Source organism: Peristeroidobacter agariperforans, from assembly GCF_004138335.1.
In the GTDB taxonomy this organism is placed as follows: Bacteria; Pseudomonadota; Gammaproteobacteria; order Steroidobacterales; family Steroidobacteraceae; genus Steroidobacter; species Steroidobacter agariperforans.
This window is the reverse complement of record NZ_RYFW01000002.1, coordinates 530,976-557,866: the sequence shown is the minus strand read 5'-3', so window position 1 is coordinate 557,866 and position 26,891 is coordinate 530,976. Positions and strand designations below refer to the sequence as shown.

The 26,891-nt window shown below is 63.0% G+C and carries 24 protein-coding genes; 9 read left to right on the top strand and 15 right to left on the bottom strand.

Going from position 1 to position 26,891, the window contains the following annotated elements:
* Nucleotides 1-24 precede the first annotated feature (24 nt).
* The 4 genes from EK373_RS16350 to EK373_RS16335 are packed head-to-tail and all read left to right on the top strand — an operon-like array spanning nucleotide 25 to nucleotide 3,419.
* A complete protein-coding gene (locus EK373_RS16350) occupies nucleotides 25-678 on the top strand; it encodes a PepSY-associated TM helix domain-containing protein (protein WP_129644769.1) in 654 nt (217 codons plus the stop codon).
* Between the two features lie 17 nt (nucleotides 679-695).
* On the top strand, nucleotides 696-1,208 hold the full coding sequence (locus tag EK373_RS16345) for a DUF2271 domain-containing protein (RefSeq protein ID WP_129645877.1): 513 nt from the start codon (nucleotides 696-698) through the stop codon (nucleotides 1,206-1,208).
* 20 nt (nucleotides 1,209-1,228) lie between these two features.
* The gene (locus EK373_RS16340) at nucleotides 1,229-2,035 is read left to right on the top strand and encodes a DUF4198 domain-containing protein (protein WP_129644767.1); all 807 of its coding nucleotides are present in this window, start codon (nucleotides 1,229-1,231) and stop codon (nucleotides 2,033-2,035) included.
* A gap of 4 nt (nucleotides 2,036-2,039) precedes the next feature.
* A complete protein-coding gene (locus EK373_RS16335) occupies nucleotides 2,040-3,419 on the top strand; it encodes a sulfite reductase subunit alpha (RefSeq protein ID WP_129644765.1) in 1,380 nt (459 codons plus the stop codon).
* Between the two features lie 40 nt (nucleotides 3,420-3,459).
* Here EK373_RS16335 and EK373_RS16330 read toward each other — a convergent pair whose 3' ends face one another.
* A complete protein-coding gene (locus EK373_RS16330; RefSeq protein WP_198683383.1) occupies nucleotides 3,460-3,810 on the bottom strand; it encodes a DUF4870 family protein in 351 nt (116 codons plus the stop codon).
* Between the two features lie 197 nt (nucleotides 3,811-4,007).
* Here EK373_RS16330 and EK373_RS16325 point away from each other — a divergent pair, with 197 nt between their 5' ends.
* Nucleotides 4,008-4,199: a hypothetical protein gene (locus EK373_RS16325; protein WP_129644764.1), complete on the top strand. Its 192-nt coding sequence runs from the start codon at nucleotides 4,008-4,010 to the stop codon at nucleotides 4,197-4,199.
* A gap of 11 nt (nucleotides 4,200-4,210) precedes the next feature.
* Here EK373_RS16325 and moeB read toward each other — a convergent pair whose 3' ends face one another.
* Complete coding sequence (gene moeB / locus EK373_RS16320; RefSeq protein WP_198683382.1) at nucleotides 4,211-5,356, bottom strand: molybdopterin-synthase adenylyltransferase MoeB; 1,146 nt, start codon at nucleotides 5,354-5,356, stop codon at nucleotides 4,211-4,213.
* Between the two features lie 287 nt (nucleotides 5,357-5,643).
* Here moeB and EK373_RS16315 point away from each other — a divergent pair, with 287 nt between their 5' ends.
* Nucleotides 5,644-6,534 carry a helix-turn-helix domain-containing protein gene (locus EK373_RS16315; RefSeq protein WP_129644762.1) on the top strand — a complete coding sequence of 297 codons (891 nt, stop codon included), beginning with the start codon at nucleotides 5,644-5,646 and terminating at the stop codon, nucleotides 6,532-6,534.
* On the opposite strand, the gene EK373_RS16310 is transcribed toward EK373_RS16315, so the two are convergent.
* Nucleotides 6,535-8,220, bottom strand: a complete 1,686-nt coding sequence (locus EK373_RS16310; protein WP_129644760.1) for an AMP-binding protein — start codon at nucleotides 8,218-8,220, stop codon at nucleotides 6,535-6,537.
* Nucleotides 8,221-8,253: 33 nt separating this feature from the next.
* A complete protein-coding gene (locus EK373_RS16305) occupies nucleotides 8,254-8,757 on the bottom strand; it encodes an asparaginase domain-containing protein (protein WP_129645874.1) in 504 nt (167 codons plus the stop codon).
* 110 nt (nucleotides 8,758-8,867) lie between these two features.
* Here EK373_RS16305 and EK373_RS16300 point away from each other — a divergent pair, with 110 nt between their 5' ends.
* Nucleotides 8,868-9,899 carry an aldo/keto reductase gene (locus tag EK373_RS16300; protein WP_129644758.1) on the top strand — a complete coding sequence of 344 codons (1,032 nt, stop codon included), beginning with the start codon at nucleotides 8,868-8,870 and terminating at the stop codon, nucleotides 9,897-9,899.
* Between the two features lie 10 nt (nucleotides 9,900-9,909).
* Here the strand turns inward: EK373_RS16300 and EK373_RS16295 are convergent, their stop codons facing one another.
* From EK373_RS16295 to EK373_RS16285, 3 genes are all read right to left on the bottom strand, one after another.
* Complete coding sequence (locus EK373_RS16295) at nucleotides 9,910-11,601, bottom strand: N-acyl-D-amino-acid deacylase family protein (RefSeq protein WP_198683381.1); 1,692 nt, start codon at nucleotides 11,599-11,601, stop codon at nucleotides 9,910-9,912.
* A gap of 113 nt (nucleotides 11,602-11,714) precedes the next feature.
* Nucleotides 11,715-13,655, bottom strand: coding sequence for a hybrid sensor histidine kinase/response regulator (locus EK373_RS16290; protein ID WP_129644756.1), 1,941 nt, complete (start codon nucleotides 13,653-13,655; stop codon nucleotides 11,715-11,717).
* A 252-nt stretch (nucleotides 13,656-13,907) separates the two neighbouring features.
* Nucleotides 13,908-14,240, bottom strand: coding sequence for a thioredoxin family protein (locus EK373_RS16285; protein ID WP_129644754.1), 333 nt, complete (start codon nucleotides 14,238-14,240; stop codon nucleotides 13,908-13,910).
* A gap of 149 nt (nucleotides 14,241-14,389) precedes the next feature.
* On the opposite strand from EK373_RS16285, the gene EK373_RS16280 reads away from it, so the two are divergent.
* Complete coding sequence (locus EK373_RS16280) at nucleotides 14,390-15,232, top strand: polysaccharide deacetylase family protein (RefSeq protein WP_129644752.1); 843 nt, start codon at nucleotides 14,390-14,392, stop codon at nucleotides 15,230-15,232.
* Here the strand turns inward: EK373_RS16280 and EK373_RS16275 are convergent.
* The 8 genes from EK373_RS16275 to EK373_RS16240 all read right to left on the bottom strand — a co-directional run bounded on the left by EK373_RS16275 (nucleotide 15,150) and on the right by EK373_RS16240 (nucleotide 24,375).
* Nucleotides 15,150-16,106 carry a GlxA family transcriptional regulator gene (locus EK373_RS16275; RefSeq protein ID WP_129644750.1) on the bottom strand — a complete coding sequence of 319 codons (957 nt, stop codon included), beginning with the start codon at nucleotides 16,104-16,106 and terminating at the stop codon, nucleotides 15,150-15,152. The genes EK373_RS16280 and EK373_RS16275 overlap by 83 nt on opposite strands.
* A 15-nt stretch (nucleotides 16,107-16,121) precedes the next feature.
* Nucleotides 16,122-16,679 (bottom strand): isochorismatase family protein, encoded by a 558-nt coding sequence (locus EK373_RS16270; protein WP_129644748.1) that lies wholly within the window; start codon nucleotides 16,677-16,679, stop codon nucleotides 16,122-16,124.
* Between the two features lie 123 nt (nucleotides 16,680-16,802).
* On the bottom strand, nucleotides 16,803-18,044 hold the full coding sequence (locus EK373_RS16265; RefSeq protein WP_129644746.1) for a sugar phosphate isomerase/epimerase family protein: 1,242 nt from the start codon (nucleotides 18,042-18,044) through the stop codon (nucleotides 16,803-16,805).
* 94 nt (nucleotides 18,045-18,138) lie between these two features.
* A complete protein-coding gene (locus EK373_RS16260; protein WP_129644744.1) occupies nucleotides 18,139-18,483 on the bottom strand; it encodes an ArsC family reductase in 345 nt (114 codons plus the stop codon).
* A complete protein-coding gene (locus EK373_RS16255) occupies nucleotides 18,484-20,448 on the bottom strand; it encodes a TonB-dependent receptor (protein WP_129644743.1) in 1,965 nt (654 codons plus the stop codon).
* Nucleotides 20,449-20,574: 126 nt separating this feature from the next.
* Nucleotides 20,575-22,374 carry a DUF885 domain-containing protein gene (locus EK373_RS16250; RefSeq protein WP_129644741.1) on the bottom strand — a complete coding sequence of 600 codons (1,800 nt, stop codon included), beginning with the start codon at nucleotides 22,372-22,374 and terminating at the stop codon, nucleotides 20,575-20,577.
* 76 nt (nucleotides 22,375-22,450) lie between these two features.
* Nucleotides 22,451-23,527 (bottom strand): cyclic nucleotide-binding domain-containing protein, encoded by a 1,077-nt coding sequence (locus EK373_RS16245; protein WP_129644739.1) that lies wholly within the window; start codon nucleotides 23,525-23,527, stop codon nucleotides 22,451-22,453.
* Nucleotides 23,528-23,658: 131 nt separating this feature from the next.
* Nucleotides 23,659-24,375 carry an SDR family NAD(P)-dependent oxidoreductase gene (locus EK373_RS16240; protein WP_129644738.1) on the bottom strand — a complete coding sequence of 239 codons (717 nt, stop codon included), beginning with the start codon at nucleotides 24,373-24,375 and terminating at the stop codon, nucleotides 23,659-23,661.
* A gap of 202 nt (nucleotides 24,376-24,577) precedes the next feature.
* Here EK373_RS16240 and EK373_RS16235 point away from each other — a divergent pair, with 202 nt between their 5' ends.
* The gene (locus tag EK373_RS16235) at nucleotides 24,578-26,815 is read left to right on the top strand and encodes a DUF6600 domain-containing protein (protein WP_129644736.1); all 2,238 of its coding nucleotides are present in this window, start codon (nucleotides 24,578-24,580) and stop codon (nucleotides 26,813-26,815) included.
* The last annotated feature ends 76 nt before the right edge of the window (nucleotides 26,816-26,891 follow it).

The window sequence follows — 26,891 nt, the reverse complement described above, 5'->3', positions numbered from 1 at the left end:
CCGCCGCGATCGAAGCGATTGTCCATGGCTGAAGCCATCCGCGCCTCATCCGCACGAGCGCAGAAAACTCGCGCGTTCTGGCTGAAGCACCTTCACCAGTGGCACTGGATGAGCGCCGCGATGTGCCTGATCGGCATGGTGTTGTTCAGCATCACCGGCTTCACGCTCAACCATGCGTCGTGGATCGGCGCGAAGCCCGAAGTGACAACGCAGACAGCGCAACTCCCTGAACCCTTGCTGGCGCGATTGAAGAAGCAATGGGAGACAGACGCCGATGAGAAAGCCGCGCTGCCGGCGCCGGTTGCGGATTGGCTCGACGAAACCCTGTCGGTGCGAGCGGCCAATCGCGAAACCGAATGGTCAGACGATGAAATCTACGTGTCTTTGCCCCGCCCCGGCGGCGACGCCTGGCTGACCGTGAATCTGGAAGACGGTGAAGTCACGCACGAACTGACCGATCGCGGCTGGCTGTCGTACTTCAACGATCTGCACAAGGGTCGCAACGCCGGCGCCGCGTGGAGTCTGTTCATCGACGTGTTCGCATTCGCGGCGCTGGTGTTCGCAGTGACCGGGCTGCTGCTTTTGAAAATGCACGCAGGCAACCGTCCGGGCACCTGGCCGATGGTGGGCCTTGGATTGGTACTGCCCCTGCTGCTGGCGATTTTGTTCATCCATTGAGGTTGGTCATGAGAAGAATGACAAAGCTGGCGGGAGCCATGCTGCTGATGGGAGCCAGCGCCGCGTCGCTGGGCGCGGAGTTGAATCTCAAGCTGGAAATTCCGCGCCTCGACGTCGCCGAGTATCACCGCCCCTATGTTGCGGTGTGGGTCGAGAACCAGGATCAAAGCACCGCCGCCCAACTGGCTGTCTGGTACCAGACTGATAGAAAGAAAGAAGACGGCACGCAATGGCTGAAAGACCTGCGTCAGTGGTGGCGCCGTGGGGGCCGCGAGTTACAGATGCCCGTCGACGGCGTGACTGGCGCGACGCGTCCGGTCGGTGCGCACGTGCTGAGCTACCAGGGCACTGACAAACAGCTCGCCAATCTTGCCCCCGGCAAATACAACGTCGTGGTCGAAGCGACGCGTGAAGTCGGCGGACGCGAGTTGCTGCGTCTGCCGTTCGAATGGCCCGGCACCCAGAAACAAACGGCGACGGCTCAAGGCAAGACCGAGCTCGGCGCCATCACCCTCAACGTCACTCCTTAACTCACCTGGCGAGGAAAACCATGAAAACCGCACTTCGCGCCATCGCTGTTTCCGCTGCCTTGCTCGCGCCGTTCGCGAGCCATGCACACAAGATGTGGCTGCTGCCCTCCGCCACCGTCTCGACCGTCGACCAATGGATCACGGTCGACGCCGCCGTCTCGAATGACTTGTTCTACTTCAACCATGTCCCGCTGCGTCTGGACTCGTTGGCGATCACCGCGCCCGATGGTTCGAAGGTGAACCCGGAAAACCCCTTCACCGGCAAATATCGCAGCGTGTTCGACGTGCAGCTGAAGCAGAACGGCACTTACAAAGTGGCGCTCGTCAACAACGGGTTGTTCGCCAGCTACGAGCAGAACGGTCAGCGCAAGCGCTGGCGCGGTAATGCCGAGAAGTTTGCAAAGGAAGTGCCGGCCGATGCGAACAACCTGCAGGTCAGCGAGTCGATTGGCCGCGTCGAAACATTCGTCACGGCAGGCAAGCCGACCGAGACGGCGCTGAAGCCGGCCAACCTCGGCCTCGAGCTGATCCCGCTCACGCATCCGAACGATCTGTACGCCGGCGAAGCGTCGAAGTTTCGTTTCGTGATCGACGGCAAGCCCGCTGCCAATCTGGAGGTGGTCGTACAGCCCGGCGGCACTCGCTACCGCAACGAGCAGGAAGAGCAGAAGCTCAAGACCGATGCGAACGGCGAGCTGAGCGTCAACTGGCCCACGCCCGGCATGTACTGGCTGGAGACTGGCACGGAAGACCAGAAGACGTCCCTCAAGCAAGCCAAGCAGCGCCGGCTGAGCTACGTGGCGACGTTCGAAGTATTGCCGCAGTAAGGAAATGTCCGGGATTCTGGCCGGTCTCAGCGACGCACGGCTGTATTCAGCGTGCGTCGTTGTGATTTTGTATCTCACGACCTGCGCCTACTTCTTGTGGCCGCGTCGCCGGCCGGCGATCGTCACCGCTGGCGATCGCACCGCCAGCGCCACCTTGATCGCCTTCGGGAGTCAAACAGGCTTCGCGGCCGAGCTCGCAAATAGAACGGCCCAATCGCTGCAGGCGGCCGGCGCGCCGGTGATGCTCGCATCGTTACAACAAATCAACGACGAGATCCTGCGACAGGCGAAACAAGCGCTGTTCGTGGTGAGCACGACCGGCGAAGGCGACGCGCCAGACCCCGCAGCTGCATTCGTCCGCGACGTGCTCGACAGCTCCCTGCCCCTGAAGAGCCTGAGTTACGGCGTGCTCGCATTGGGCGATCGCGAGTACGACAACTACTGCGCCTTCGGCCATCGCATCGATCAGTGGCTGAGACACCAAGGCGCAACCGCACTGTTCGACGTGATCGAAGTAGACAACGGCGACGAAGGCGCGCTACGCCACTGGCAACATCAGCTCAGTGTTCTCAGCAACAGTCCGGACCTGCCCGACTGGGAAGCGCCTCGCTACGAGCGATGGCGATTGACGGCGCGACACCAGGTCAATTCCGGCAGCGCGGGCGACGCATGTTTCCACATCGAACTGCGGCCTCAGGCCGACGTGAGCGCGACCTGGCAGGCGGGCGACATCGCGGAAGTCGATCCACGCAATTCGACTTGGGATGAGAAGCTCGAACCTCTGCCCCATCGCGAATATTCCATCGCGTCGTTGCCGGCCGATGGCGCGATACATCTACTCGTGCGACAGATGCGACGGCCCGATGGCGAGCCCGGATTGGGTAGCGGTTGGCTCACAGCTGGCGCGAGAGTCGGCGAGGATGTTGCCGTCCGCGTGCGAAGCAACCCGAACTTTCATGCGCCGCAAAGCGATGTGCCGTTGATCCTCATCGGCAACGGCACCGGCATCGCCGGACTGCGCGCGCTACTGAAAACTCGCATCGCCGAGGGACGTCACCGCAACTGGCTCATTTTCGGCGAACGCAACGCTGCCCACGATCGATTCTACGGCGATGAGCTCGAGCAGTGGCGCGCGGAAGGAAAATTGGAGCGCGTCGACCTCGTGTTCTCGCGCGATCAAGCCGAACGGCGCTACGTGCAGCACCGCGTGCGCGAATGCGCTGACGACTTGAAACGTTGGATCGAAGACGGCGCAGCGATCTATGTGTGCGGGAGTTTGCAAGGAATGGCGCCTGCGGTCGACGCCGCGCTATCGGATGTCCTGGGCGCCGGCACGCTGGAAGAGTTGGCGATCTCCAGCCGATACCGGCGCGACGTCTATTGAGAATTGGTCGAAAGTGACCAGGGCCCTTTCGACTAGCAGCTCACAGCCCCCAGCCGAGATGGTTCGGATAAGGCTGGCGCTCGCCGACGTATCTCAGACCCTTCACGCAGCGGATGATCCACCAGACCGCCAGCGCGATCAGGACCGGAATCCCGATCAGCACCCAGCTCAACACCACACCGACGGCGCCGATCACCAAGCCCATCCAGAACGTGCGGATCTGCAGCTCGTAGTGCGTGCGCAGCCACTCCGGCGCGTCATCCTTGTAGACGTAAGCCACGATCACGCCGATCAGCGCCGTCACGCCGGAAATCAATGCCAGCAAATAGAGCACGTAGATGACGTTGACCATCGACGTGTTGGCCGAACCGTTCGTAACGCTCTGATTCACGCTGGGCTCTCCTAGGAGCGGTAGTGCGAAAATTGTGCGGCCGGTCACGTGCCGGCTCAACCGCATTCACCGGCAAATAGCCGCGACTGGCCTGGATTCTTGCCGGCGCGGAATCAATTACATGCCATGGGGCACGATGATGGTCGGACTGCGACGGCGTACTCTCGCTCCCACAGTTTGAGTCGGGGAGAGAGTCCATGCTCGATTTCGAAGATGACAATGTGGTCCACATGCCCACCCATGTGCAGACGACTTCGCCCGAAGCAGCGAAGACGCTGGAGCAGGCGTGGCAGCGGCGTCGGGCCGAGCTTGCCAATTGGGCTCCGTCGGCGGGTTGGCTTACGGATCGACGTGACGTAAGGCATCTCTCCCGAGCCGGCGCTCGCTGAAGAGGCCCAGCTCAACCCACCGGAGCGACTACGAACGATGCGTCGATCTCCTGGGCCCAGCCCAGCAAGCCCCCTTCCAGGTGAGCGATATTCGCCAGGCCGGCGCGCGTAGCAATGGCCGATGCGGTCAAGCTGCGCGCCCCGCTCCGGCAGATGAAAACAGTCAGCTGATCTCGCGACACTTGATCGAGCCGGCGCTCGATGTCACTCACCGGAATATTCACCGCTCCCGGCAAGTGGGACGCGCTGAACTCGCTCGGTGAGCGCACGTCGACGATAGCGACCTTATCGAGCAGCGCCTGCAGCTCGAGCGGCGACAGACGCCGCACCTGTGCCATCACCTCGGCACTGCAGATCTCGGCCAGGTCCGCGGGCTGGTGAATCGTCGGATGATCGCCACAGACGGCGCAGTCCGCCCGGCGCGTGAAACGAAACTCCCCAAAACGCATCGCCAACGCGTCGTAGGTCAAGAGACGCCCGAGCAGAGGCTCGCCGATGCCGACGATCAATTTGATCGCTTCGGTCGCCTGAATCGTGCCCATCACGCCCGGCAACACACCGAGCACGCCGGCTTCGGCACAGTTCGGCACCAGCCCGTCCGCCGGCGGCTCAGGAAACAAACAGCGATAGCAAGGCGCCTCGCCGGGCACATACGTCATCGCCTGCCCTTCGAAGCGATGGATGGCGGCGGACACCAACGGCTTGCGCAGGATCACGCACGCGTCGTTGGTGAGATAGCGCGTGTTGAAGCGGTCGGTGCCGTCGAGAACCACGTCGTACCTGGCAAAGATCTCGCGCACATTCGCGGCCCGCAACTCGACCGCGTGCGACACCAGTTCGATTTCCGGGTTGAGCGCGAGCAACCGTTCCTTCGCAGCATCGGCCTTGGGCCGGCCGACGCTCTGCGTGTCGTAGAGCACCTGTCGCTGCAGATTCGAGACGTCCACGCGGTCGTTGTCGATCACCCCGATCGTGCCCACGCCCGAGGCCGCCAGATACAGCGCCGCCGGCGAACCGAGGCCCCCGGCGCCGACCAGCAGCACTTTCGCGGCCTTGAGCTTTTCCTGGCCGCGGACGCCGATCTCGCGCAACGCCAGGTGCCGGCTGTAACGTGCGAGATCCGCAGGAGATAACGAGACGCTAGACAACGTAGACATGAATCGACCATCACACTTGGGCTGGACGCTGTCAACCGCGAACCTGAACCGTTGCTAAATAGAGAAAGCGCGGTGGCATGGATTGCGAGCTTGTTCCACCGACACGCGCCCTTTCGGCCAGACCATTGAGACCCGCGCCAGGTTCGCTCAATAATTCCTGCGTCGCCGGCCTGACCTATTAAGCCCGGCGTCAGCACGATCGGACGTTGAGTGACACGCGGCGGAGCAGCCCAGAGGGCGTTTCTCGTTGTATCCTCGACGCAGCAGTACGGTGCCGGAGATCACCGATGAGTGCCACCAGCAACCCCCTGGCCGCCGCGACCTCAGCACCGCCGCGAGTCCAGCGAACAGTCAACGCGAACATCAATAATTTCTGCGCCGGCCTGACGCGTATCGACCCCCGGCCATACGCCATCGTGTGCATGCACATCGGGCCCTCGGTGGAAGTCACTTGCGAGCGCGGCGGCAAGCTGCGTCACGGCCGCGAGGTCGCGGGCGATCTGGATATTGTTCCGGCGCACACCCCGGCTGCATGGGAAACCAAACAGAGCGGCACGACGCTCGTCATGCGCGTGCCCGATGAGTTACTGCGCAGTGTTGCCGTCGAGCTGGACATGGACCCGTCCAACATCGAGATTGCCGACCGCTTCCAGTTGCGCGACCCCTTCATCGAGCACATCGGCTGGGCGATCAAAGCGGATCTCGATTCTGGCGGCGCCGGTGGACGATTGTTCCGAGAGAGCCTTGGCACCGCGCTCGCCGCGCGTCTGCTCCAACGTCACAACCGCCGCTCGTTGCCGATGCGCGATCCGAAAGGTGGCTTGAGCGCGTGGAAGCTCAAGCTGGTGATCTCGCACATCGAGGACAACCTGGAGAGCGAGCTATCGCTGGCCGAGATTGCGAAGGTCGCCGGTGTCAGCGTGTCGCATTTGAAGACGCTGTTCCGGCGCTCGACCGGCACTCCGGTGCACCAATACATTCTGCGCCGACGCGTGGAACGGGCGAAGTTGCTGCTGCAGGATGAGTCGCTGTCGATCGCCCAGATCGCGTTCGCTACCGGCTTTGCGCATCAAAGCCATTTGGCTCGTCACATGCGCAAGATTCTAGGCGTCACGCCGGCGGCAGCGCGTCGCGACCTGGCGCATCCGCACGTCGCAGAGCAAGCGGCGAACATCTGATCAGGCGGTGACGTCTTCGCGGAGCTGCAGCTCCGCGATCATCTGCTCGCGCATGATGAACTTCTGAATCTTGCCGGTGACCGTCATCGGAAACTGCTCGACGAAGCGAATGTGTGTCGGCACTTTGAAGTGCGCGATCTGATCGCGGCAGAACAGCCGAATCGCGTCGGCGTCGCACGGCTCGGCGCCCTTGAGCCTGATCCACGCGCACACCACTTCACCGTAGCGCTGATCCGGGATCCCGAAGACCTGCACGTCCTGGATCTGCGGATGCCGATACAAGAACTCCTCCACTTCACGCGGCGAAATGTTTTCGCCGCCGCGGATGATCAGATCTTTTACGCGACCGGCAATGTTGCAATAGCCTTCGGCGTCGATCACCGCCAGATCGCCCGTGTGCATCCAGCCCTGCTCATCGACGGCCTGACGCGTCTTCTCCGCGTCATCCCAATAGCCGGTCATCACGCTGTAGCCGCGAGTCAGCAACTCGCCGCGCTCGCCTCTCGGCACAACGCGCCCTTCCGTGTCGACGATCTTCACTTCCAGATGCGGGTGAATCCTGCCAACCGTGGACACGCGACGTTCGATGGAATCGTCGCTGCGGCTCTGGAAACTGACCGGACTGGTTTCGGTCATGCCGTACGCGATGGTGACCTGGCGCATATTCATGTCGGCGATAACGCGCTTCATCACTTCCACTGGACACGGCGCGCCGGCCATGACACCGGTGCGCAGGGAGCTGAGGTCGTAGTTACGAAACTGCGGATGATCCAGCTCGGCAATGAACATCGTCGGCACGCCGTAGAGCGCCGTGCATTTCTCGGCAGCGACTGCTTCCAACACAGCCACCGGCTCGAACGCCTCAGCCGGAAAAATCATCGCTGCCCCGTGCGTCACGCAGCCGAGCACGCCCATCACCATGCCGAAGCAGTGATACAGCGGCACTGGAATGCACAGACTATCTTCGTGCGTGAAGCCCATGTGGCTCGCGACGAAGTAGCCGTTGTTCACGATGTTGTGGTGAGACAGCGTCGCGCCTTTCGGCAGGCCGGTGGTACCGCTCGTGAATTGAATGTTGATGGCATCCTCGGGCTGCAACAGCGTGCGCAGCTCGTTCAACCGCTCGTACTCGAGTTCGGCGCCCGATGTTTCGACCGAGCGGAACGGCATGAAGCCCGGCACACGAGCGTCATCGGTGAGAATCACCGTGCGCAATGTCGGCAGTCGCGCTGCCTGCAGCTCGCCCACCGCACTCGTCGCCAGCTCTGGCGCGAGTTGTCGCAACATGCCGATGTAATCGCTGCTCTTGAAACTCGGCGCGAGGATCAGCGCCTTGCAGCCAACTTTGTTGAGCGCGAATTCGAGCTCGGAGATTCGATACGCGGGATTGACGTTGACCAGGATCAGCCCCGCCTTGGCGGTCGCGAATTGGGTGAGCACCCATTCATAGCGGTTCGGCGACCAGATGCCGACGCGATCGCCAGGCTGCAAGCCGAGCTTGATCAGCCCAGCCGCGAAGCGATCCGCCGCTTCGTTCAATTCACGATAGGTCCAGCGGAGGTTCTGATGGCGAACGATCAACGCTGGGCGGTCCGCCCAGCGCCGCGCGGCGTCCTCGAGTGCGACGCCGACGGTCTTGTAGAGCAACGGCACTGAACTGGTGCCGCAGACGTAGCTCAGCTCCATGGTTCCCCCTGCAGCGAGCTTTGGCCCGCCGCGTTATTCGGCTGTCGAGACGAAGCGTGCGTGCTCGCGGTCTTTCTTGACCTCATCGCCGCGGAACACCTGGCCGCTCATGGCCACGTACACCCCGGCGGGCAAGGTCTGCACCGCTGCGAAAGCCATCCCCAGGTTGAACATCGCATCGCTCTCCGCAAAGCGCGCCGGTGACAGTGCGCCCGTGAACACGATGGTCTTGCCCGCGATGGCTTTGAGAACCTTGGCCGAGTCGGTCATGGTGTCCGTGCCGTGCGTGATGACGACGCGATCGGTGTCGAGCGCCGCGACCGTTTCGTACAGCGCCCGCCGATCCTGATCGGTCAGGTCCAGGCTGTCTTTGCGGAACATCTCGACGACGCGGAACGGGCGCGTGACGTTGGCCACATCCAGCATTTTCTTGACCATGGGCTCGCCGATCTTGTACGCGCTGAGCGCGTCGAAGTAGGCCTTGTCGATGGTGCCGCCGGTGGTAATGACTACGATGGGTGGGGTGACTTTTTGCATCCGAGCACGATACCAGCCGCGGCGGTCCGACTGAAGTAGAGCCATGAACCCGCTTCACGAGTCGGTGCGTTACAGTCCCTCCCGCGTTTTATGTCTTGCGGAGAGCAGCGATGGAATTCAGGCAATTGGGCGCATCGGGCTTCACGGTCCCGGTGTTCAGCCTCGGCACCGGCACGTTCGGCGGCAAGGGCGAGTTCTTCAAGAGTTGGGGCGACAACGATGTGAAGGAAGCCACGCGGCTGGTCGATATCTGCCTGGAGGCCGGCATCAACATGTTCGACTCCGCCGATATTTACTCCGGCGGCGCCGCAGAAGAAATCCTCGGCGCGGCCATCCGTGGCCGGCGCGATCAAGTCATCATTTCCACTAAAGCCACCTTTCGCCATGGCAAGGGGCCGAACGATGTGGGCTCCTCGCGGTTCAACCTGATCCGCGCAGTCGACAAAGCACTGACTCGTCTGGGAACCGACTACATCGACATCTTCCAGCTGCACGGTTACGACGCGCTCACGCCGGTCGAAGAAACGCTGCAAACGCTCGATGACCTGGTGCGCGCGGGCAAGCTCCGTTACACCGGCGTGTCGAACTTCTCCGGCTGGCATTTGATGAAATCGCTGGCGGCATCGGATCGTCATGGCTGGAACCGCCATGTCGCGCACCAGGCGTACTACTCACTGATTGGCCGCGACTACGAATGGGAGCTGATGCCGCTGGGCGTCGAGCAGAAAGTCAGCGCAATTGTCTGGAGCCCGCTCGGCTGGGGCCGGCTGACGGGTAAGGTGCGCCGCGGTCAGGCCTTGCCCGAAACTTCCCGGCTGCGCTCGCAACTGAGCGTGGACAAAGGTCCGCCGGTGGCGGATGAGTATGTCTACAAGGTCGTCGATGCGCTCGACGCAGTGGCGAAGGAGACCGGCAAGACCGTGGCGCAGATCTCGCTGAACTGGCTGTTGCAGCGGCCGACTGTTGCGAACGTCATCATCGGCGCTCGCAACGAAGAGCAGCTGACGCAGAACCTCGGTGCGCTCGGCTGGAATCTCACAGCCGAGCAGGTGAAGAAACTGGACGAGGCCAGCGCCACACCGCTGGCCTATCCGTACTGGCACCAGCGCGACTTCACGGAGCGCAATCCGCCGCCGGTCTGATGGTCGGCTCCTAAGAGCCCTTCTGATAGCCCGGTCCTCGCACGACCTGGCCAGGCTTCGCGCCGGTGTGTTCGCCGTCGCGAAGCACCTGCACGCCGTTGACGAAGACGTGCTGCACGCCGGTCGCGTACTGATGCGGCTTCTCGAACGTCGCGTGATCCTTGATCGTGGCCGGATCGAACACGACGATGTCGGCGAAGCAGTTCTGCTTCAGGCAGCCACGATTCGTCAGCTTGAACGTCGTGGCCGGCAGGCTGGTGAGACGACGGATCGCATCCTGCAGCGTCGTCACCTTCTGATCGCGAACATAGTGGCCGAGGAAGCGCGCAAACGTGCCGTAAGTGCGCGGGTGCGGATTGCTGAGCAGGAACGGCCCTTCCGGCGCTGCCGCTTCCGCATCCGAGTCGATGTTCACCCACGGCTGTGACAAGCCGAGCTTCACATTCTCTTCCGACATCAGGAAGTAAGCGGCGCCGACGCGTGTGTGATCTTCGATGACCAGATCGATCGCCGCGTCCTCCGGCGACACGCCACGCATCTTGGCAACTTCCGCCAGCGTCTTGCCGGTGAGCGGCTTGAGCTTCTCTGTCTTGAAGCCAATCAGTAATACGCGATCGGCGGACCCCGCCGCTTGCAACAGACTCTCGAAGTCAGCATTCGGATCGCGCATTTCCTTGATCACGCGTGCGCGGATCTCGGGCTTCTTCAGCCGCGCGACCCAGTCGTCGATGCCGCCTTCCTGCACCCAGGTCGGCATGGCCGCATCGAGACCGGTTGCGCCGGCGGTGTAGCTATACATGTCCGCGGTGATCTTCAGCCCGGCCTTGCGGGCGGCTTCGATCTTGTCGATGGCCTGCTGCATCTTCGGCCAGTTCTTCTGCCCCGCCGCTTTCAAGTGATAGACCTGCGCGGGCACCTTGGCTTCCTTCGCGATCAGCAACAATTCATCCAGCGCTTCCAGGAACCGATCGCCCTCGCTGCGCATGTGAGAAATGTAGGCGCCGCCAAATTCTCCGGCCGCCTTGGTGATCGCGATCAACTCGTCGGTCTTCGCATAATTGCCAGGCGCGTAAATCAACGAACTGCCGACGCCAAGCGCGCCTTCGCGCATCGCCTGACGGACCAGGTCCTGCATGCGGCCGAGCTCTTCGGGGGTGGGCGCGCGGTTGGCGTAACCAATCTCATGCTGCCGGACGGTGGCCGCGCCGATGAACGAAGCAATGTTCGGCGACACGCCCTTCCTGGTGAGAAAGTCCAGGTACTCGCCGAGAGTGGTCCAGGTGATGTCATAGCGAATATCGCCCTGGGTCTTGAGCATCTCCGCCTTGATCGTGGCGTTGACCGGTCCCATGGAGGTGCCTTCGCCGAAGATCTCCAGGGTCACGCCCTGTTTGATGTCGCTCATGGCGCGGCCGTCCTGGATCAACGACTCGGTCGCCCACGACAGCGTGTTGATGAAGCCGGGCGCAACGGCAAGGCCCTTGGCATCGAGGGTCTGCTTCGCCTGGTAATCCGCCAGCTTGCCGACGGCCACGACGCGGCCATCGCGCACGGCGACCGAGCCTTTGACCGGATTGCCGCCGCTGCCGTCGTAGATGACGCCGTTGTTGATGAGCAGGTCGACTTGTTCGGCCGCCGAGGCCGCGCCAGCCAAGCCCAGACACAGGATGACCTTCGCGATGACGATGGACGTGAGGCGCACGATGTCTCCAACGATGGCGAATACGGGGCTGCGACCCTAGCGCAAATCCGCACGGGCCGTACAGAGTTGAGCAACGTTAGCTCACCCGGGCGTCCGCTTCCCGCGAGATCCCCTCATGCGTTGGAATTCTTCCGCCGGGGCGAGTCCGATCTTCGCTGTTCGAACACCTGGGCCAGCACGCCGGCCAGCTCCTCGACGGTATCGGGCTTTGGCACCAGGTCGCGCACGCCGACCTCCTTGGCAGTCTCGCGATCCTCGGCGCGAACGTATCCGGACGTGACCACGACGGGCAGATCGGCGCGAATCTCTCGAATGACCTGCGCCACGTGAAAGCCCGACATCCCCGGCATCGACAAGTCGGTGACGACCACATCGAACTCGGCAGGGCGCTCCCGCAACGCTTGCAGCGCCTGCTCGGCGTCGGTGAAGCCGGTCACGCGATAGCCGCACTTCTGCAACACTCGCGTCATCAGATAAACGAGCGCGTCTTCGTCATCGATATACATTACGCGTCGACCGCGCCCCTCTGCTCGGGTCGACGCGATCTCGCGTGGCCCGCGGCTTGGCGCCTCGGGCGGCGCAATGTCACGCGCCAGCGAATTCTCCGCGAGGGGCGTCAGATCGGCCACGGGGAAATACAATCGGAACGTCGTGCCGCGTCCGGGCTGGCTCGTTGCGAATATCGCGCCTTCGTGGCTGCGCATGATGCCGTCCACGACACTCAATCCAAGTCCCGTGCCGCGGCCCGCCGGCTTGGTCGTGAAGAACGGATCGAAAATGCGATCCAGCGTGGCTTTGTCCATACCACTGCCCGTGTCCGTAACGCTTAAGCGCACATATCGGCCGGCCCTGAGCTGAGGCGCAGGCGCGTCGTCCTGCGCCACGCGCGCGTCGTCGAGCGTCACAGCGATGGATCCGCGTGCGTTGTCGCCGATCGCGTGTGCTGCGTTGGTCACCAGATTGATGATGATCTGATGGACCTGCGTCGCATCGGCGCGCACCGGCGGCAAATTCTTGGCGAACGTGCAGCTGATCTCGATCATGCCGGGCAAGGTCGCACGCAACAGCTTGATCGCATCCTCCACGGCGGACTGCAGTGGCAAAACCTCGCGACGACAATCCCCCTGCCGACTGAACGTAAGAATGCGATTGACCAGGTCCGTGGCTCGCACGCTGGCTTTCGCGATCTGGTCAAGCATGTTCCGGACTGGGTGATCGGGCGGCAACTCCTGCTCCGCCAGGCGCGTGTTGCCGGCGATCGCGAGCAGAATATTGTTGAAGTCGTGCGCGATGCCGCCGGCCAGGGTGCCGAGCGCTTCCATCTTCTGCGCGTGGTGCAAAGCATGTTCCGCATTCTTCCGCGCCGTAACGTCCGTGGTCGCGCCGATCATCTGTGTCGGCTCTCCGTCCGGGTTGCGTTGGATCTCGCCACTGATCGAAACCCATTGCGTGCTGCGATCGGGACGCAGCAACCGAAACTCCAACGCGAACTCGCGAGCGCCGCTGTTGACGAAGTGGTCCATGGATCGGCCGACCCATTCCCGGTCCTCGGGGTGCAGCAGCGCCGTGGCCGTTGCGATGGGCAATATTCCATCGGGCGGTATTTCCCAAAGCTGGTACATCGCGCTGTCCCACCATGCGGTGCGCTGGCGCAAGTCCCAGATCCACGTGCCGATGCGCCCTGCTTTCACCGCAGCCCGCAGTCGAGCGTCGTTCTGGCAATTGCGAATGGGTACGACCTGGCCACGACTCCCCCGTGGTTTGACACCCACCAAGGTGCATCGCGTGTCGCCTGCGTCGACCGGCAAGCGAATAAATCGCAAAGGGAACGTGCTGCCATCGAGACGATGTCCCGTCGCACGATGGCGGACGGCAGGTGCGTCGCCGCCATCCAACGGACGAAATGCCGGGATCAACTCGTCGATCGCACGCTGACGCAGATCGCACTGTTCGCAGCCGAACAGCCTGGCGAACGCCCGGTTCCCGGCGTTGATGTGTCCGTCCTCGCCAATCAATGCCGCTGGCGTCGGCCACCGAGCCAGCGCCAGTCGCATGATCGGAGAGTCGCGTCCTTCTTCCTTACTCTGGTCGTCGTCACCGTCCCTGTGTGGCGACTGCTGCCGCGGTGGGCTCCTGCGGCGATGCGCCCGAACGGATTTCACAGGTCACCTCTGCGGGCCTGGTAATTCTTGACTTATCAAACACAAAGGCCCGGCCGGAGCACGCTCCGGCGGGGCCTTGTGGTTCTACTACAGCCGCGCCGAGGGGCGCAGGTAGTGTTTACCGTTGGGCGTTGCCCTTCAACCTTACGAGAGCTTGGCGTCGAGCAGCGCAGTCAATTCTGCCTTGCGCGGCAGGCCGACCTTCTGGCCGATCACTTCGCCGCCCTTGAACAGCAGGACAGTCGGCACACCGCGCACTCCGAAGCGATACGGCGTCTGACTGTTGGCATCGACGTCCATGGTGGCAACCGTCAACCGGCCGTCATAATCGCGCGCGATGTCTGCAATCATCGGCTTCATCGCCTGGCACGGACCGCACCAGTCGGCTTCGAACTTCAGCAGCACCGGTCCGGATGCAGCCAGCACCTGTTCATTGAAGCTGGCGTCCGTGACCGCGACAAACTTCGCATCGCTCATGGAACCTCTCCTGTCGGGAGTGTGACTTTGGTGAGTCAACATGCGCCCACACACCGACCTCGGCAATCGCCATTGACGATCCCTTCAATCGACAATATCGATGGCGCTTGCGATCATGACGCACCCCTCATTTTCCGGAAGCTGCGCCGTTGAGCTTATGTCGCGCCGATAAATTTCTGCTGGCCAGTGCCGCCGTAACTGCCGGCTCGGCCGCGGTTTTCGGCCCTGGCGCATTGAGCGTCGGGGTGCCTTTCGGCGTGCACGCACTGCTGATGGCGGACGGAATCTTCCGTCCGGACTCCGCGATCCTGTACCCGACCCTGGTGCGCGGCCGCACCGATCAGCCGCAAGTGGCGCTGACTTTCGATGACGGCCCCGATCCCGAGATCACGCCCGCCGTACTCGATATGCTCGCCCAACATGACGCGCGCGCGACATTCTTCGTCATTGGCCGCAACCTGGAGAAACATCGCGCGCTCGGTGAGCACATCCATCGGGAAGGCCACGAGCTCGGCAATCACTCCTGGCAGCACTCGTACCTGCTGAACTTTTCTTCGGCCGCGGGGCACGGCGTCGAGATGGATCGTTGCTCGCAGCTGATCAAGTCAGTGACCCAATCGGATCGCGAGCCCTTGTATCGCCCACCGGTCGGCTTGAAGAGTCCGGCGATGGCGCGTGCCGCTCACCAACGCAATCTCAACGTCGTCGCCTGGTCGATTCATTCAAGAGATACGTTCGCGCGCGATCCCCGGGCGGTCGCGAACGGCGTCGTTCGGAGAATTCGGCCCGGCGATATCGTGCTGATGCACGACGGGCACGATCGCGACAATCAGCATCGCCCGCTCATTCTCGAAGCGCTGCCGTTGCTGTTACAAGGACTGCGCGAGCGCGGACTGAAGTCAGTGACAGTCAGCGAGCTGTCGAGCGAAACTCAGTCGGCGAAGCCCGCTCCCAACGGCGCCACACTCGCCGCAGATGATGCGCGGAGCTGAAGCCGCTACGCTCGGCAACGCGCTCTAACGCCAAGTCACTGTTCATTACCATCTCTCGCGCCACCGCCACTCGCAAGCGCTGCACGTAATCGAGCGGCGAGCACCCCGCATGCTCAGCGAACAGCCGGCCGAGATTTCGAGCGCTCATGCACGCGACGGCCGCAAGCCTGGACGCGGTCCACTCCGCCGCTGGATTGCGAGCGATCGCGTCCTGCACTTTGTGAACCGCGGGATGAATGTGATTTCGGTGCGTCACCCAGGCGGACAGCTGCGGATCGGCCGTCGTCCGGCGCATGTAGACAACGAGGTCGCGCGCCACGGTCACGGCAACCTTGTGACCCAGCTGCTGACCGATGATGTGGAGCGCCAGGTCGACGCCGGACGTGACACCCGCACTCGTCATGATGAGACCGTCCTCGACGAAAATGCGATTGCCGTGCACCGTCGCACTTGGCTCGAGCTTCTCCAACTGGCCGATCAAGTCGTGGTGCGTCGTGCACTCACGGCCGCGCAACAACCCCGCATTCGCAGCCACCAGGCTGCCCGAACAAACGCACATCAAGGTCACCGTCTCGTTGCGAGCGACGACTTGCAGCCATTGCGAGAGTTGCTTGAACGGCTCCGAATCCAAATCCAACGCGGAGGATGTGACGCCGGTGATCACGACAATCGAATGATCCGGCACTTCGGTCGGCAGGCGCTGCAGCTTGTGAAGCTGCAGGCCAACCGCGGATCGCAAGGACGCACTGGTGCCGACGAACTGCAAATCATAGCTGTCCGGAACGAGCGCGCTCGCCAGCCGAAAAGCTTCGGCGGCGCCGGCCACGTCCAGCAGCACGACCTCCGGCAACAGCGCGAACAGCACCGTCCTCATTCGATAAAACCCTCGCTAGATCGCCACGGCTTCCGAGCGCTGCACTTGGGCGAACCGGCCCTGCAGGACCAGTTCGGTGCGGTCGCGAATCTCCGCCGCAGTGTAGGTGCGGCCCGATCCGGACACCATAGGAAAAGTCAGGGTGGCATCCACTGCGTAGCTCACAGTGTAGCCAAGATCCGAAGCGTGACGGGTCGTGGTCTCGCAGCACTGCTCGGTGCGGATGCCGGTGACGATCAACCGGTCGATGCCGTTGGCACGCAGCCAGTAATCCAGGCTCCTGCCGTTCTTGGTGGTCGCGAACATGGCCGAGTGCACCGCCTTGGTGAACACTTCGGTCGGACGGATATCGAGCTGCGGCAGTGTCTTGATCAAGCCGGACTCGTAGGAAAAAGCGTTTTCCGCACCCTCTTCGTCCACATGGAACACCTGCAGCACCGGCAGGCCAGCCTTGTGAGCGCGGTTCACGAGCTGCTGCAAGTTCTGTATGAACTCGGGCAGCTCCGCCTCGTCCCAATACGGACGGCGGGTAAACGACTGCTGCACATCGATGACCAGCAACGCGGACTTCATGGCGACTCCTCCAGAACAACGTGTGCGCATGGTGCGCGTCACGCGGTCCCGGGACGAGAGCGCCCGTCGCCAGGCAGCGGTCAAAAACGGCCAGCGACAACCGCCGTGCCCGGCGGCGGCCGATTATGACCGGTAGGCTTCGCGGCCAACGCCTTGGACGGGGATGCCCTGCGACTTGAGCACGTCGTGCTGGAGCGCATACATGGCCGCAGCGGCCTCGTCGATGGCCTTCACGAAAGCCAACGAGCCTTTGAGGATGGGCGCGAGCCGCGACTTGTCCTGAATTCGGGCCGGCGGATATTCGTGTTCGACGACCAGATACGTCTCGGCCGGATCGATCGACAACAACTCGCGCGCGGCCAGCTGATGATCGAGCCAATCGACGCTGCGATTCTGCAGATACGCGAGCGGATCATGGCGCGCCGTGCCGGGCAGCTCGTGCTCGCACAGCACGGTTTGTTTCTTCCACGCGTTGGCGTGATCGGCTGGATTCGGCGAGGGCTTGCCATCGATCCAGTCGCCACGTTGCATGGTCTGGCCGCCATAGCCCCACGCCGAGACGCCCCGCGAATCGACGACCTGCCCTTTGACATGGAAGCCGCCGATGAGGAATCCGTAGCCGGCGTCCTTGAGATATTGAAACAGCGAGCGCGTGTCCTGCCCCATCAGAATCGCGTGCGACGGGTCGTAGTGGATGCGGAACTGATCGCCCACACCGTGCTTCTCGCAGATCCGGTGCAAGGCGATCCACGGGCCCGGCGCGTAAGCAATGTTGTTGTGCCAGCGATCGAGCACATTCCAGCCCGGCATCGGACATTGCTCGACGCGATACGTCAGGCCGCGAGCCTTGGCTTCCTGCAGCAACGGAATGAACACCTCTTCGAACATGCTGAGGTTTTGATCCATTTCCAGAAGCGGATTGCGGCCGACGAAGCCGCACACGGCATCGGTTCCCAACAGCACGGCGGCATCGAACACTCGCAGCATGAAGTCATGTTTCTTGCGCCGTGCTGCCGGATCGGCGACCAGCATGTTGTCGAAGTAGCCGAGATCGGACAGTCCGACGTCGTTCTCTTTCATGGATGCGAGCACGCGGGCCGCGCGCTGCTTGTTGAACGGCTGCCGCAAGTCGAGGGTGTTCGCGACCGGATCGAGCATCGCCTCGGCGGGCACGTCGCTCTCGGTCGGATGCAACGCCGCCGACAACTGAATGTTCGGAGAGCCGATGTCGCGTGCGAATTGCAGCCATTCCTCAATGGCCAGGTCCGGGTCGGCATCCCGTTTGTCCCGGGGCGTCAGCTCCTGCAGCGCCGCGGTCAGGATGCTGAGTTTCATGGGCTTGGGGGCAAAGGCTGTGGTGCTCATGCCCCGAGTCTGGCAGATCGTGGAACCGTTTACACTCCTGGAATCAGGCGATCCGCGGCTTGCGGCCGGTAACAGGTCTGCCAGGCGCAGTGGGTCACTCGAAGGCGGCTTGATACTCCGCCGGCTTGAACCCGACCAGCAGCTTGGCGCCCTTCTCCAGCACCGGCCGCTTGATCATGGAGGGCTGTTCAAACATCAGCGCAATGGCTTTGCGCTCAGTCAAATCGGCCTTCTGGTCGTCGGGCAATTTGCGGAACGTGGTTCCGGCGCGATTCAGGATTGTTTCCCAGCCCGCCTTCTTGCACCACGCTTCCAGGTGCTCGCGGTCGATGCCCGAGACCTTGTAATCGTGAAACTGGTATTCCACACCGTGCTCGTCGAGCCAGGTGCGCGCTTTTTTCATGGTGTCGCAGGCTTTGATGCCGTAAATGGTCGTCATTCAGAAATTGTACTTCACGCCAAAGCGCACCGTGCGCGGCTCCTGGATGCGGCTGACGCGCCCGTCGATCTGCTCGCCTTCCGGATCCAGCCCGGCGACGTGCGCGCCGTAGTAGTACACGATGTCTTTGCCGTCCTCGTCGAGTGCGTTGAGCAACTCGGCGTAAATGGTGAAGTGCTCCGCCTTCCATGCGCCGCGCAGATTCACGCTGGTCTCCGGATCGGCGCGCAGTGAGTTGTCTTCGATCAGCGGGTACTCGCCGAGATGGCGCACGCGAAGGCTCGCTTCCCAGCGGTCGTAAATCATGGAAACGCCCAACTCGCCCGCGTTCTCGACGGCGCCGGCCACATACACTCCATCTGGACTGTTCTCATAACGAGCGCGGCTGCCGGTCCACACTGCGTCGAATGCGAGCCAGTCGATCGGACGCCAGAAGCCGACCAACTCATAGCCGCGGCGTTCGGTCGCCGCACCCGGCTCGACGGAGTTGGAATCGCCGACGAACTTCAGCTCGCTGTCCAATTCCAGCCACCAGTAAGTCGCAGTCAGCCGGACCGCGCCCCACTCGAAACGCGCGCCGACTTCGTGACCCGAGCCTTTGCTCAGCCCGGCCACCGGCGTTTCTGTGTTCATGACACCGCGCGCGTCGTTGGAATGAAATCCCTTGCCCCAGTTGCCATACACCTCGATACGATCGTTGATCGTGTAGGCCGCACCCAGTTTTGGTGACACCGCGTTGTCCGAGTCCGAGCCCGCATCCACACCATCGATGCGCGCCTTCACGTCGAAATCGTAGTAGTCGCCGCGCAATCCACCCGTGAGTCGCAAGCCATCGATCGGATGCCACGCCGCTTCGGTGTAGATGCCCGCCGAGCTTTCGCGCACCGAGTGCAGGCTGATGGTCTCGATCAACTGGCCGCCATCGGTGTGTTGCAAGCCGACGTTGCCGATATCGTCATGACGCGCTTCGACGCCTGCCGTGAATGACAACTGCTCGTTGATCCGGAACGCTCGCTCGAAGCGGCCACCGCCGATCCAGCGACGATCGAGCTGGTTGATCTGATAGTCATAAGTGGCGTTCGACAGCATGTGCCAGTCGTAATATTGCGCGTACGCCGTCGCTCGCCAGTCATCGCCGATCAAACGAGCGGCGCCGATCCAGCGCAATGTTTCACCTACCGCCGTCGGGTCGAGCGAGCAGAAGGCGTTCTCGCACACGTCGGTGCCAATGGCGCGCTCGGGGACTTGTTCGGTCGGACGCCATTCGGCGTGGTAGCCGGACAGGCTCAATTCGAGCCGCGCGTTCTCGAGCGGCAACGAATATTTCGCCCAGGCCGCTTGATGTCGCAGGTTCTCCGCCAGCTGCCAAGGCCCGTCGTAAGACTTCCATTCGCCGACCGCGACCAGACTACCTTCGCCGATCTGAGTCGATGTGCCGCCCGCCAGGCGCTGCCAATCGTATTTGCCGCCTTCTGCTGCGATGAAAGGATCGAGGCGTGTCACCGTGCTCATGTGCGCGGCGCCGGCCATGGAGAAGTCGCCGGTGTCGGCGCGATACGGTCCCTTGCGGTAGTCGATGCGGTCGATGACTTCCGGGATCAGTCCGTTCACGTCCAGATAGCCCTGCCCATGACCGTGGCTGCGCAGGTTCATCGGCACGTCGTCGATGTAGTTGGAAAAGTCGGTGCCGTGATCCAGATTGAAGCCGCGCAGGAAATACTGGTTGGCCTTGCCCGAGCCGGAATGCTGGACGGCGATCATGCCGGGCACGACCTCCAGCAGTTCCGCCACTCGCAACAGCGGACGAACCGACAGGTCGGCGCCACCAACGGCGCCTTCACTCGCGGCGGCCGCTCGGCCGATCTGCTGCTCGCCCCGGGCGAACACCACGACCTCTTCCAGGGGATCCGCCGCCGACGCGACGTTGCTCACGGCCAATGCCAATGCCCCAAACCACTTGATCATCGTCCGCCCCTCGCGCGTGCCTGACCCATCGAGGCACGGGTGCGAGGAGCTTAGGCGGCGGCCTCCAGACCAGCGCCGTTGATTACGGTTACCGCGCGCTCGTTAACGTCAATAACATCCTGCAAATCAGGGCGCTAGCGCCGACGACGAGCTCGATTTGGCCGGCGCTTTTGTAGCGATCCAGGCTTCGATGCGCTTGCTCACCACATCCAACGGCAACGCGCCACTGAGCAGCAACTCGTCGTGGAACTCGCGCACGTTGAAGTTCTCGCCGAGCGCCTGCTCGGCGTCACGACGCAGACCGCGGAACCGCAGCTCGCCGATCTTGTACGCCAGCGCCTGGCCCGGCCAGGAGATATAGCGCTCCAGCTCGGTCTGGATGTTGTGAGGCGCGAGCGCCGAGTTCTCGGTGAAGCAGCGCCGCGCCTGCTCGATATCCCAACCCAGCCAGTGAATGCCGGTATCGGCCACGAGCCGGCACGCCCGCCACATTTCGTACGAATAGCGGCCGAAGCGCTCATACGGATCGCGATAGATCCCCATCTCTTCGCCCAGGAACTCCGAATACAGTCCCCAGCCTTCGACGAACGCCGTCGGACTGGTGTTGCGACGGAAGTACGGAATGCCGCTCAGCTCCTGCGACAGCGCGATCTGCAAATGATGGCCCGGCACCGCCTCGTGCACCGTCAGCGCCGGCAGCTCGTACAGCGGCCGCTGATCCAGGTGCGAGGTGTTCACCATGTAACCGCCCGCCTGCCCCTGCTGCATGCTGCCGACCCAATACCGACCCGTCGTGTAGCCCTCGGCGATGTCGGCCGGCACCGGGCGCACTCCATAGGGCAGTCGCGGCAGCGTGCCGAACAAGCGAGGCAGCTGATCGTCCGAACGCTTGGCAATTTCGCTCGCCTTTTCCATGAGCTCCTCCGGAGTCTTGGCATAGAAGCGCGCATCGGTGCGCATCATCTTCAGGAAGTCCGCGAAGCTGCCCTTGAAGCCCGTTTCCGCAATCGTCGTCTCCATGAGGCCGCGAATGCGCGCGACTTCCGATTGACCCAGTGCGTGGATCTCATCAGGCGTCATCTGCGTCGTGGTCTCACGCCGCACGAAGAACTTATAGGAGCTCTCACCGTTCGGCACAGTCCGCCACGCGAGCTTGGGACGCGCGGCGCGCAGATATTCCTTTTCCATGAAGTCGGCGAACTTGTTCTGCGCCGGCAGAATCCGATCGCGCACGACAGCGAGCGCCTTGCTGCGATATTCCTCTTGCGCGGCCGCCGGAATGCTCGAAGGCATGCGAGCGAACGGCAGCAGCAGCGAGCTGTCTTCGGCCTTGCTGTTCGCCTGCTTGCGAGCCACTTCGAGCACGCGATCGGCGACGATGCGCGGTTGCGTGTATTTGCTCTTGATGCCTCGCTTCAAATTGGTGAGATTCTGCTCGTAGTACTCCGGCGCGGCTTCGAGTCGAGCGATCCAGGCTTCCGCATCGTCACGCGAGCCAATCGTCGTGGTGCGGGCGAGATAGTCGAGCAATGTGTGGAAGCCGCTGTCGTTCTCGAAGGGAATGCGCGGCAGGTCGAACGTGAGCTGTTCGGTGTGAATCGCGACGACGCCTGTCAGTAGCTGATGATTCAACGCTGCGTCTTCGGACAGGCCGGAGACATCGATCGTCGCCAGCCGCTCGCCGATGCCCTTGAGTTGTCTGGCGATCGCCTGCTGTGTTTCCGGCCGCACGTCCGGCAGCCGTCGCAGCGCCTCGCGATCGCCTTCCTGGCCCGCGCTCACGGGATCGTCCTTGCGGATCAGCTGCTCGTACTCATCGATCAATGCGCTCAGGCTCGCCTCTGGCGATTGCGCCAGCGCCAGCGAACACGACAGCAGTAGAGTAAGACCGCTCAGAACGGATGCGGGGCGGGACCTGAAACCCATGAGGCCGTCTCCATAGCACTTTGGAAGGCGGCATCTTGGGCCGGCGGCCCGGGAAATTAAAGTGCTGATGCCGCGATCAGCGTGGCGCGGCCAGCTCGGTCGAGCCCAGCCCACCGCGCAGCACGCTGGCATGGAAGCCGCGTTCCGCGAGAATGTAGGCGCACGCCGAGCTGCGGCGGCCGGTATCGCAACAGACGATGTAATGCCGGTTGCGGTCCAGTGCTTTCAATTTGAGGCGCAGCGAGTGCAACGGAATGTTGATCGCGCCTTCGGCCCGATAGTGCTCGAACTCCGACGGCAGACGCACATCGATCCATTGCCCCTCTTCCCTGGCGACGATGCGCTTGGCGCTCTCGTAGTCCACCCACTCGAGCAAGGGCTCGTGCAGCAGCGTGCGAAAATCTTCCTTCGCCAGCCGCATCAGCACGCCGTCGGTCACCATGCTCACGGTGGCATTGCGCTTCACGTCGGAGATCAGCGCCTCTTCGCCGAAGGTGTCGCCCATCTTGAGCTCGGCCAGGCGCACGCCGTCCTTGTTGAGCGGCGTCTCGCGCGCGACCTGACAAATGCCTTTGACGACTACATAGAAATAATCGCCGCCGTCGCCTTGCTTGATCACTACCTCGCCGGCGCGGTAGTCGACGCGCTGCAGGCGCATGAACACTGCCTGGATGTTGGCCGGAGGGATCTTGTGAAATGCCTTGGTCTGCAGCAGCGCCGTCATCCAGTCGTCCGGGCCCGGCGCGTTATCATCCAGGCCGTTCAACTCCAGCACCTTGTAAGCGCCGGTCTGATCGAGCGTCACCGCGACGTCCAGGAACTCGCTGTCGATCTGGAAATATTCGATGCGGTCGGAAGTGACCACCGCCGAATAGGGCCGCGGCAGCTGATGCGCCAGCGGGCTCTTGGATTTGGGCGTGCCGCTCTTCACCGTGCCGACGACTTCGCCTTCGGCGAGCAGGTCGATCGCGCCGCTGATCAGATAGAAGGTCTGCCTTTCCTCGTCGCCTTCGGTGAACAGCAGGCGCCCCTTGGGGGCCTGGCGGCGCGTGATCTTACGGGCGAACACGGCCATGCTTTCGGGCTTCATGCCGTCGAACGGCGCGAAAGTCCGCAACAGGGCCAGCTCTTTGGGATTCCCGGTAAAGTCCATGCGCCCAGATCTTTTGTTATTAGACCCTATTAACCTGGGGCAGTATTAGGCAGGCGCCTCACGTTAATCCGCGATGTATCTCACAACTGCGCGGGGCCACGCCCGCAACGTCAACATTCTGTCGCGCCTGCCTACATCCGCCGATACCAGCTCGCGGGTAAACCCCGCAGCAGCCAGGCCACCAGCCGCCAGCGCCGGGTCACATACGCGTGGCGCTTTCGGCCCCGAATCGCCGCGATTATCCGCTCCGCCGCCTTCTCCGCCGTTGCCACCCAGAACAGCTGCGGGCTCTGCGCCATAGCGGTCGCCACGAACCCAGGCTGGATATCCGTCACCGTGATCGGTAAGCCGCGCCGATAGCAGCGCTGACGGATGCCTTCGAGGTAGTTGGAAACAAATGCCTTGGACGCGTTGTACGCCGGCGCGGCCCGGCCGCCGCGTATCGCTGCGATCGATGAGATGCCAACCAAGTGGCCCGAGCCGCGTTCCTCGAGCGCATGGATGGCGGCATTCACCATGGCGGTGAAGCCAAGCACATTGACCTCGATGGTGCTGCACTCCTTGGACCACTCCAGCTGCGGATTGAGAAAGCCCACGCCAGAGCTGACGACATACAGCTCTACGTCGCCCACATCGGCCGCGAGCTCGCACAGGGCAGCCATGGCCTGTTCAGGTTGGGAGATATCGACGGCTTTGACGAAAGCCGGATTGGGCAGCTCTGCGCGCACCTGCTCCAGCAGGTCGACGCGCCGGGCGGCGAGACCCACGCGATAGCCGCGTTTGGACAGGCTGCGCGCCAGGGCCGCACCGATCCCCGAGCTCGCGCCGATGACGATGGCGCCCGGCATAGCATTCCTTTGAACTTAATTACTCGTTTTTTGCGCTGCCTGGAGCGACAGAGTAGCGCATTCAGCCGTTCACCTTGAGTTCACCCCAGGGAACGGATCATGCTGACAACCGTTCTAAACGGGGGTGGGCAACATGATTTCGGGCAACGCCGACCGCCGATTCACGGATCGATCCAGCGGCCAATCCATAGGCAGCAAGCACGTGACGAATTCCCTGACACGGTGGCTGACGGGACTCGCGGGCGGTGTGGTATTGCTGGTCGCTTTCGGCGCCAATGTGGCCCGCGCGCAGGATCCCGAACCGGTCGTCGAGCCGGAGGCCGTCGTTGAAACCGATGCTGGCGAGCCCACCGTCGAACCTGTCGTCGAACCCCAGTCCGCCAGTGAATCCGCCGAATCTGCTACTCGCGGCGCGGCCGTGGTCGACCCGCCGAGCCGCGTCGCCCGTCTCGGCTACATCGATGGCGAAGTAACGATCGCGCCGGCCGGCAGCGAAGAATGGGCCGATGCAGTGCTGAACCGTCCGCTGACCAGCGGCGATCGACTGTGGGTCGAAGACAAAGGCCGTGCCGAGCTGCAGATCGGCTCGGCGGCGGTGTATCTCGATGGTGACACCGGCTTCGGCTTGATCGAGCTCGACGACAACGTCCTGCAAGCGAGCCTGACCGAAGGCGCAGCCACCATCCGCGTGCGTCGCCTGGCCGAAGGCGAAACCATTCAGGTCGAAACGCCCCACTCCACGGTGTTCCTGAATCGGGTCGGCGAATATCACCTCGAAGTGGACAAGTCCGCCGATCGCACCGTCGTCAAGACGCGCAATGGCGAGGCGGAAGTCAGAGGCGGCGGCAACAAACAATTCACCGTGCGCGACAACGAGCGCGGCGTGTTCACCGGCGTGGACAGCCTGACCGGCACGATCGAGCCGATCGGCCCGCGCACGGCGTTCGAGAACTGGGCCAACGATCGCGATAGCCGTAACGAGCGCTCGCAATCGGCCAAGTACGTTTCTCGCGATGTCGTCGGTTACGAAGACCTCGACGACAACGGCGAATGGATCAGCGAGCCCGAATACGGCTATGTGTGGCGACCGACCTATGTCGTCAGCAACTGGGCGCCGTATCGCTACGGCCGCTGGGTCTACGTGTCGCCGTGGGGCTGGTCCTGGATCGATGACGCTCGCTGGGGCTACGCGCCGTTCCACTATGGACGCTGGGCACACATCCGCAACCGATGGTGCTGGGTGCCTGGGCCTCGTCACATTCGTCCTGTGTATGCGCCGGCGCTGGTCGGCTGGGTCGGTGGGCCGACCGTGGGCATCTCCGTTTCCTTCGGCAACGTTGGCTGGTATCCGCTCGGACCCCGCGATGTTTACTATCCGGGCTACCGTCACACGCCGCGTTACATTCGCTACGTGAATGTTTCCAACACGGTCGTCGTCAACCACAACTATTTCTACGGCCGGCGCGTGCCGCCGCCGCACTTCGACTATCACCGCTATCCGGGCGCGGTCACCGCCGTGCCGCGTGACTATTTCGTCGGCGGTCGTCGCATTGGCGATCACTGGGTGCGACCGGACGACAACCAGATGCGCAACTGGCACGGCGTGCGTGAGCCGCCCGCCATCGCGCCGTATCGCGAGAGTGTGCTGGGCGGACCGGTTCGTCGCCCGCCGCGCGATGCGGATCGATTCAACATGGGGCGCGGCGATTACTATGGCGGCCGCGTGCCCTTCCATCGCGAGCGCAGCGCGATCGAGTCGAATGGCAACCGCCCCATCGGCCGCGCCGAGTTGGTCGATCGCACTCCGAGCAACCCGAAACGCTATGGCGATTTCAATGTGATTCGCCCGAGCGGCGGCAAGGGCCCGGACAATCGAGCGGATCGCGAGCGTGCGCTGGGCTTGAGTGGCAGCGCCAATCGCCCACGCGAGCTGAACAACGACTCGGTGCGCGATTGGCAGTCACGCCGCGATCGTGACAATCGCAACGACATGTTGACCCGTCCCGGCAGCAATTTCTCCACGCCCACGCCTCGCCCGGCGGAGCGTAACAATCGAGATCGGGTCAGGAGCATGCCGGCGGAGGAGTCATCGAACATCCGCCGCAACGATCACATGCAACGGGTGCCGAGCAACGGCTATCAGCAGAACGGCAGCGGCTTCTATCGACCGCCGACCAACGACACGTTCCGCGATCGCGAGCGGTCGCGCAGTTCCGGCTCTGGCGCCAGCGGGCCCAATCGCGTCGAGCCCCGCCAGTACAGCCCGCCGCCGCGCAATTACTCTCCGCCGCCCCGGCAGGAACCCCGTACGTTCACTCCACCGCCGCGCCAGGAGCCTCGCAGCCAACCGCAAGCGCCTCGGTCGTCGCCGTCCAATAACAACAACGGCGGCGGGAATCGCGGCGGCAACCGGCCGTGGAATTCGCCGAAAGAACGGTGAGGCCATCGCAAGGGTCGCTCTGACCCACTGAAGCCGATACCATTCGGGGTCGGCTCTTGCGAGGGCCGTCCTCGCT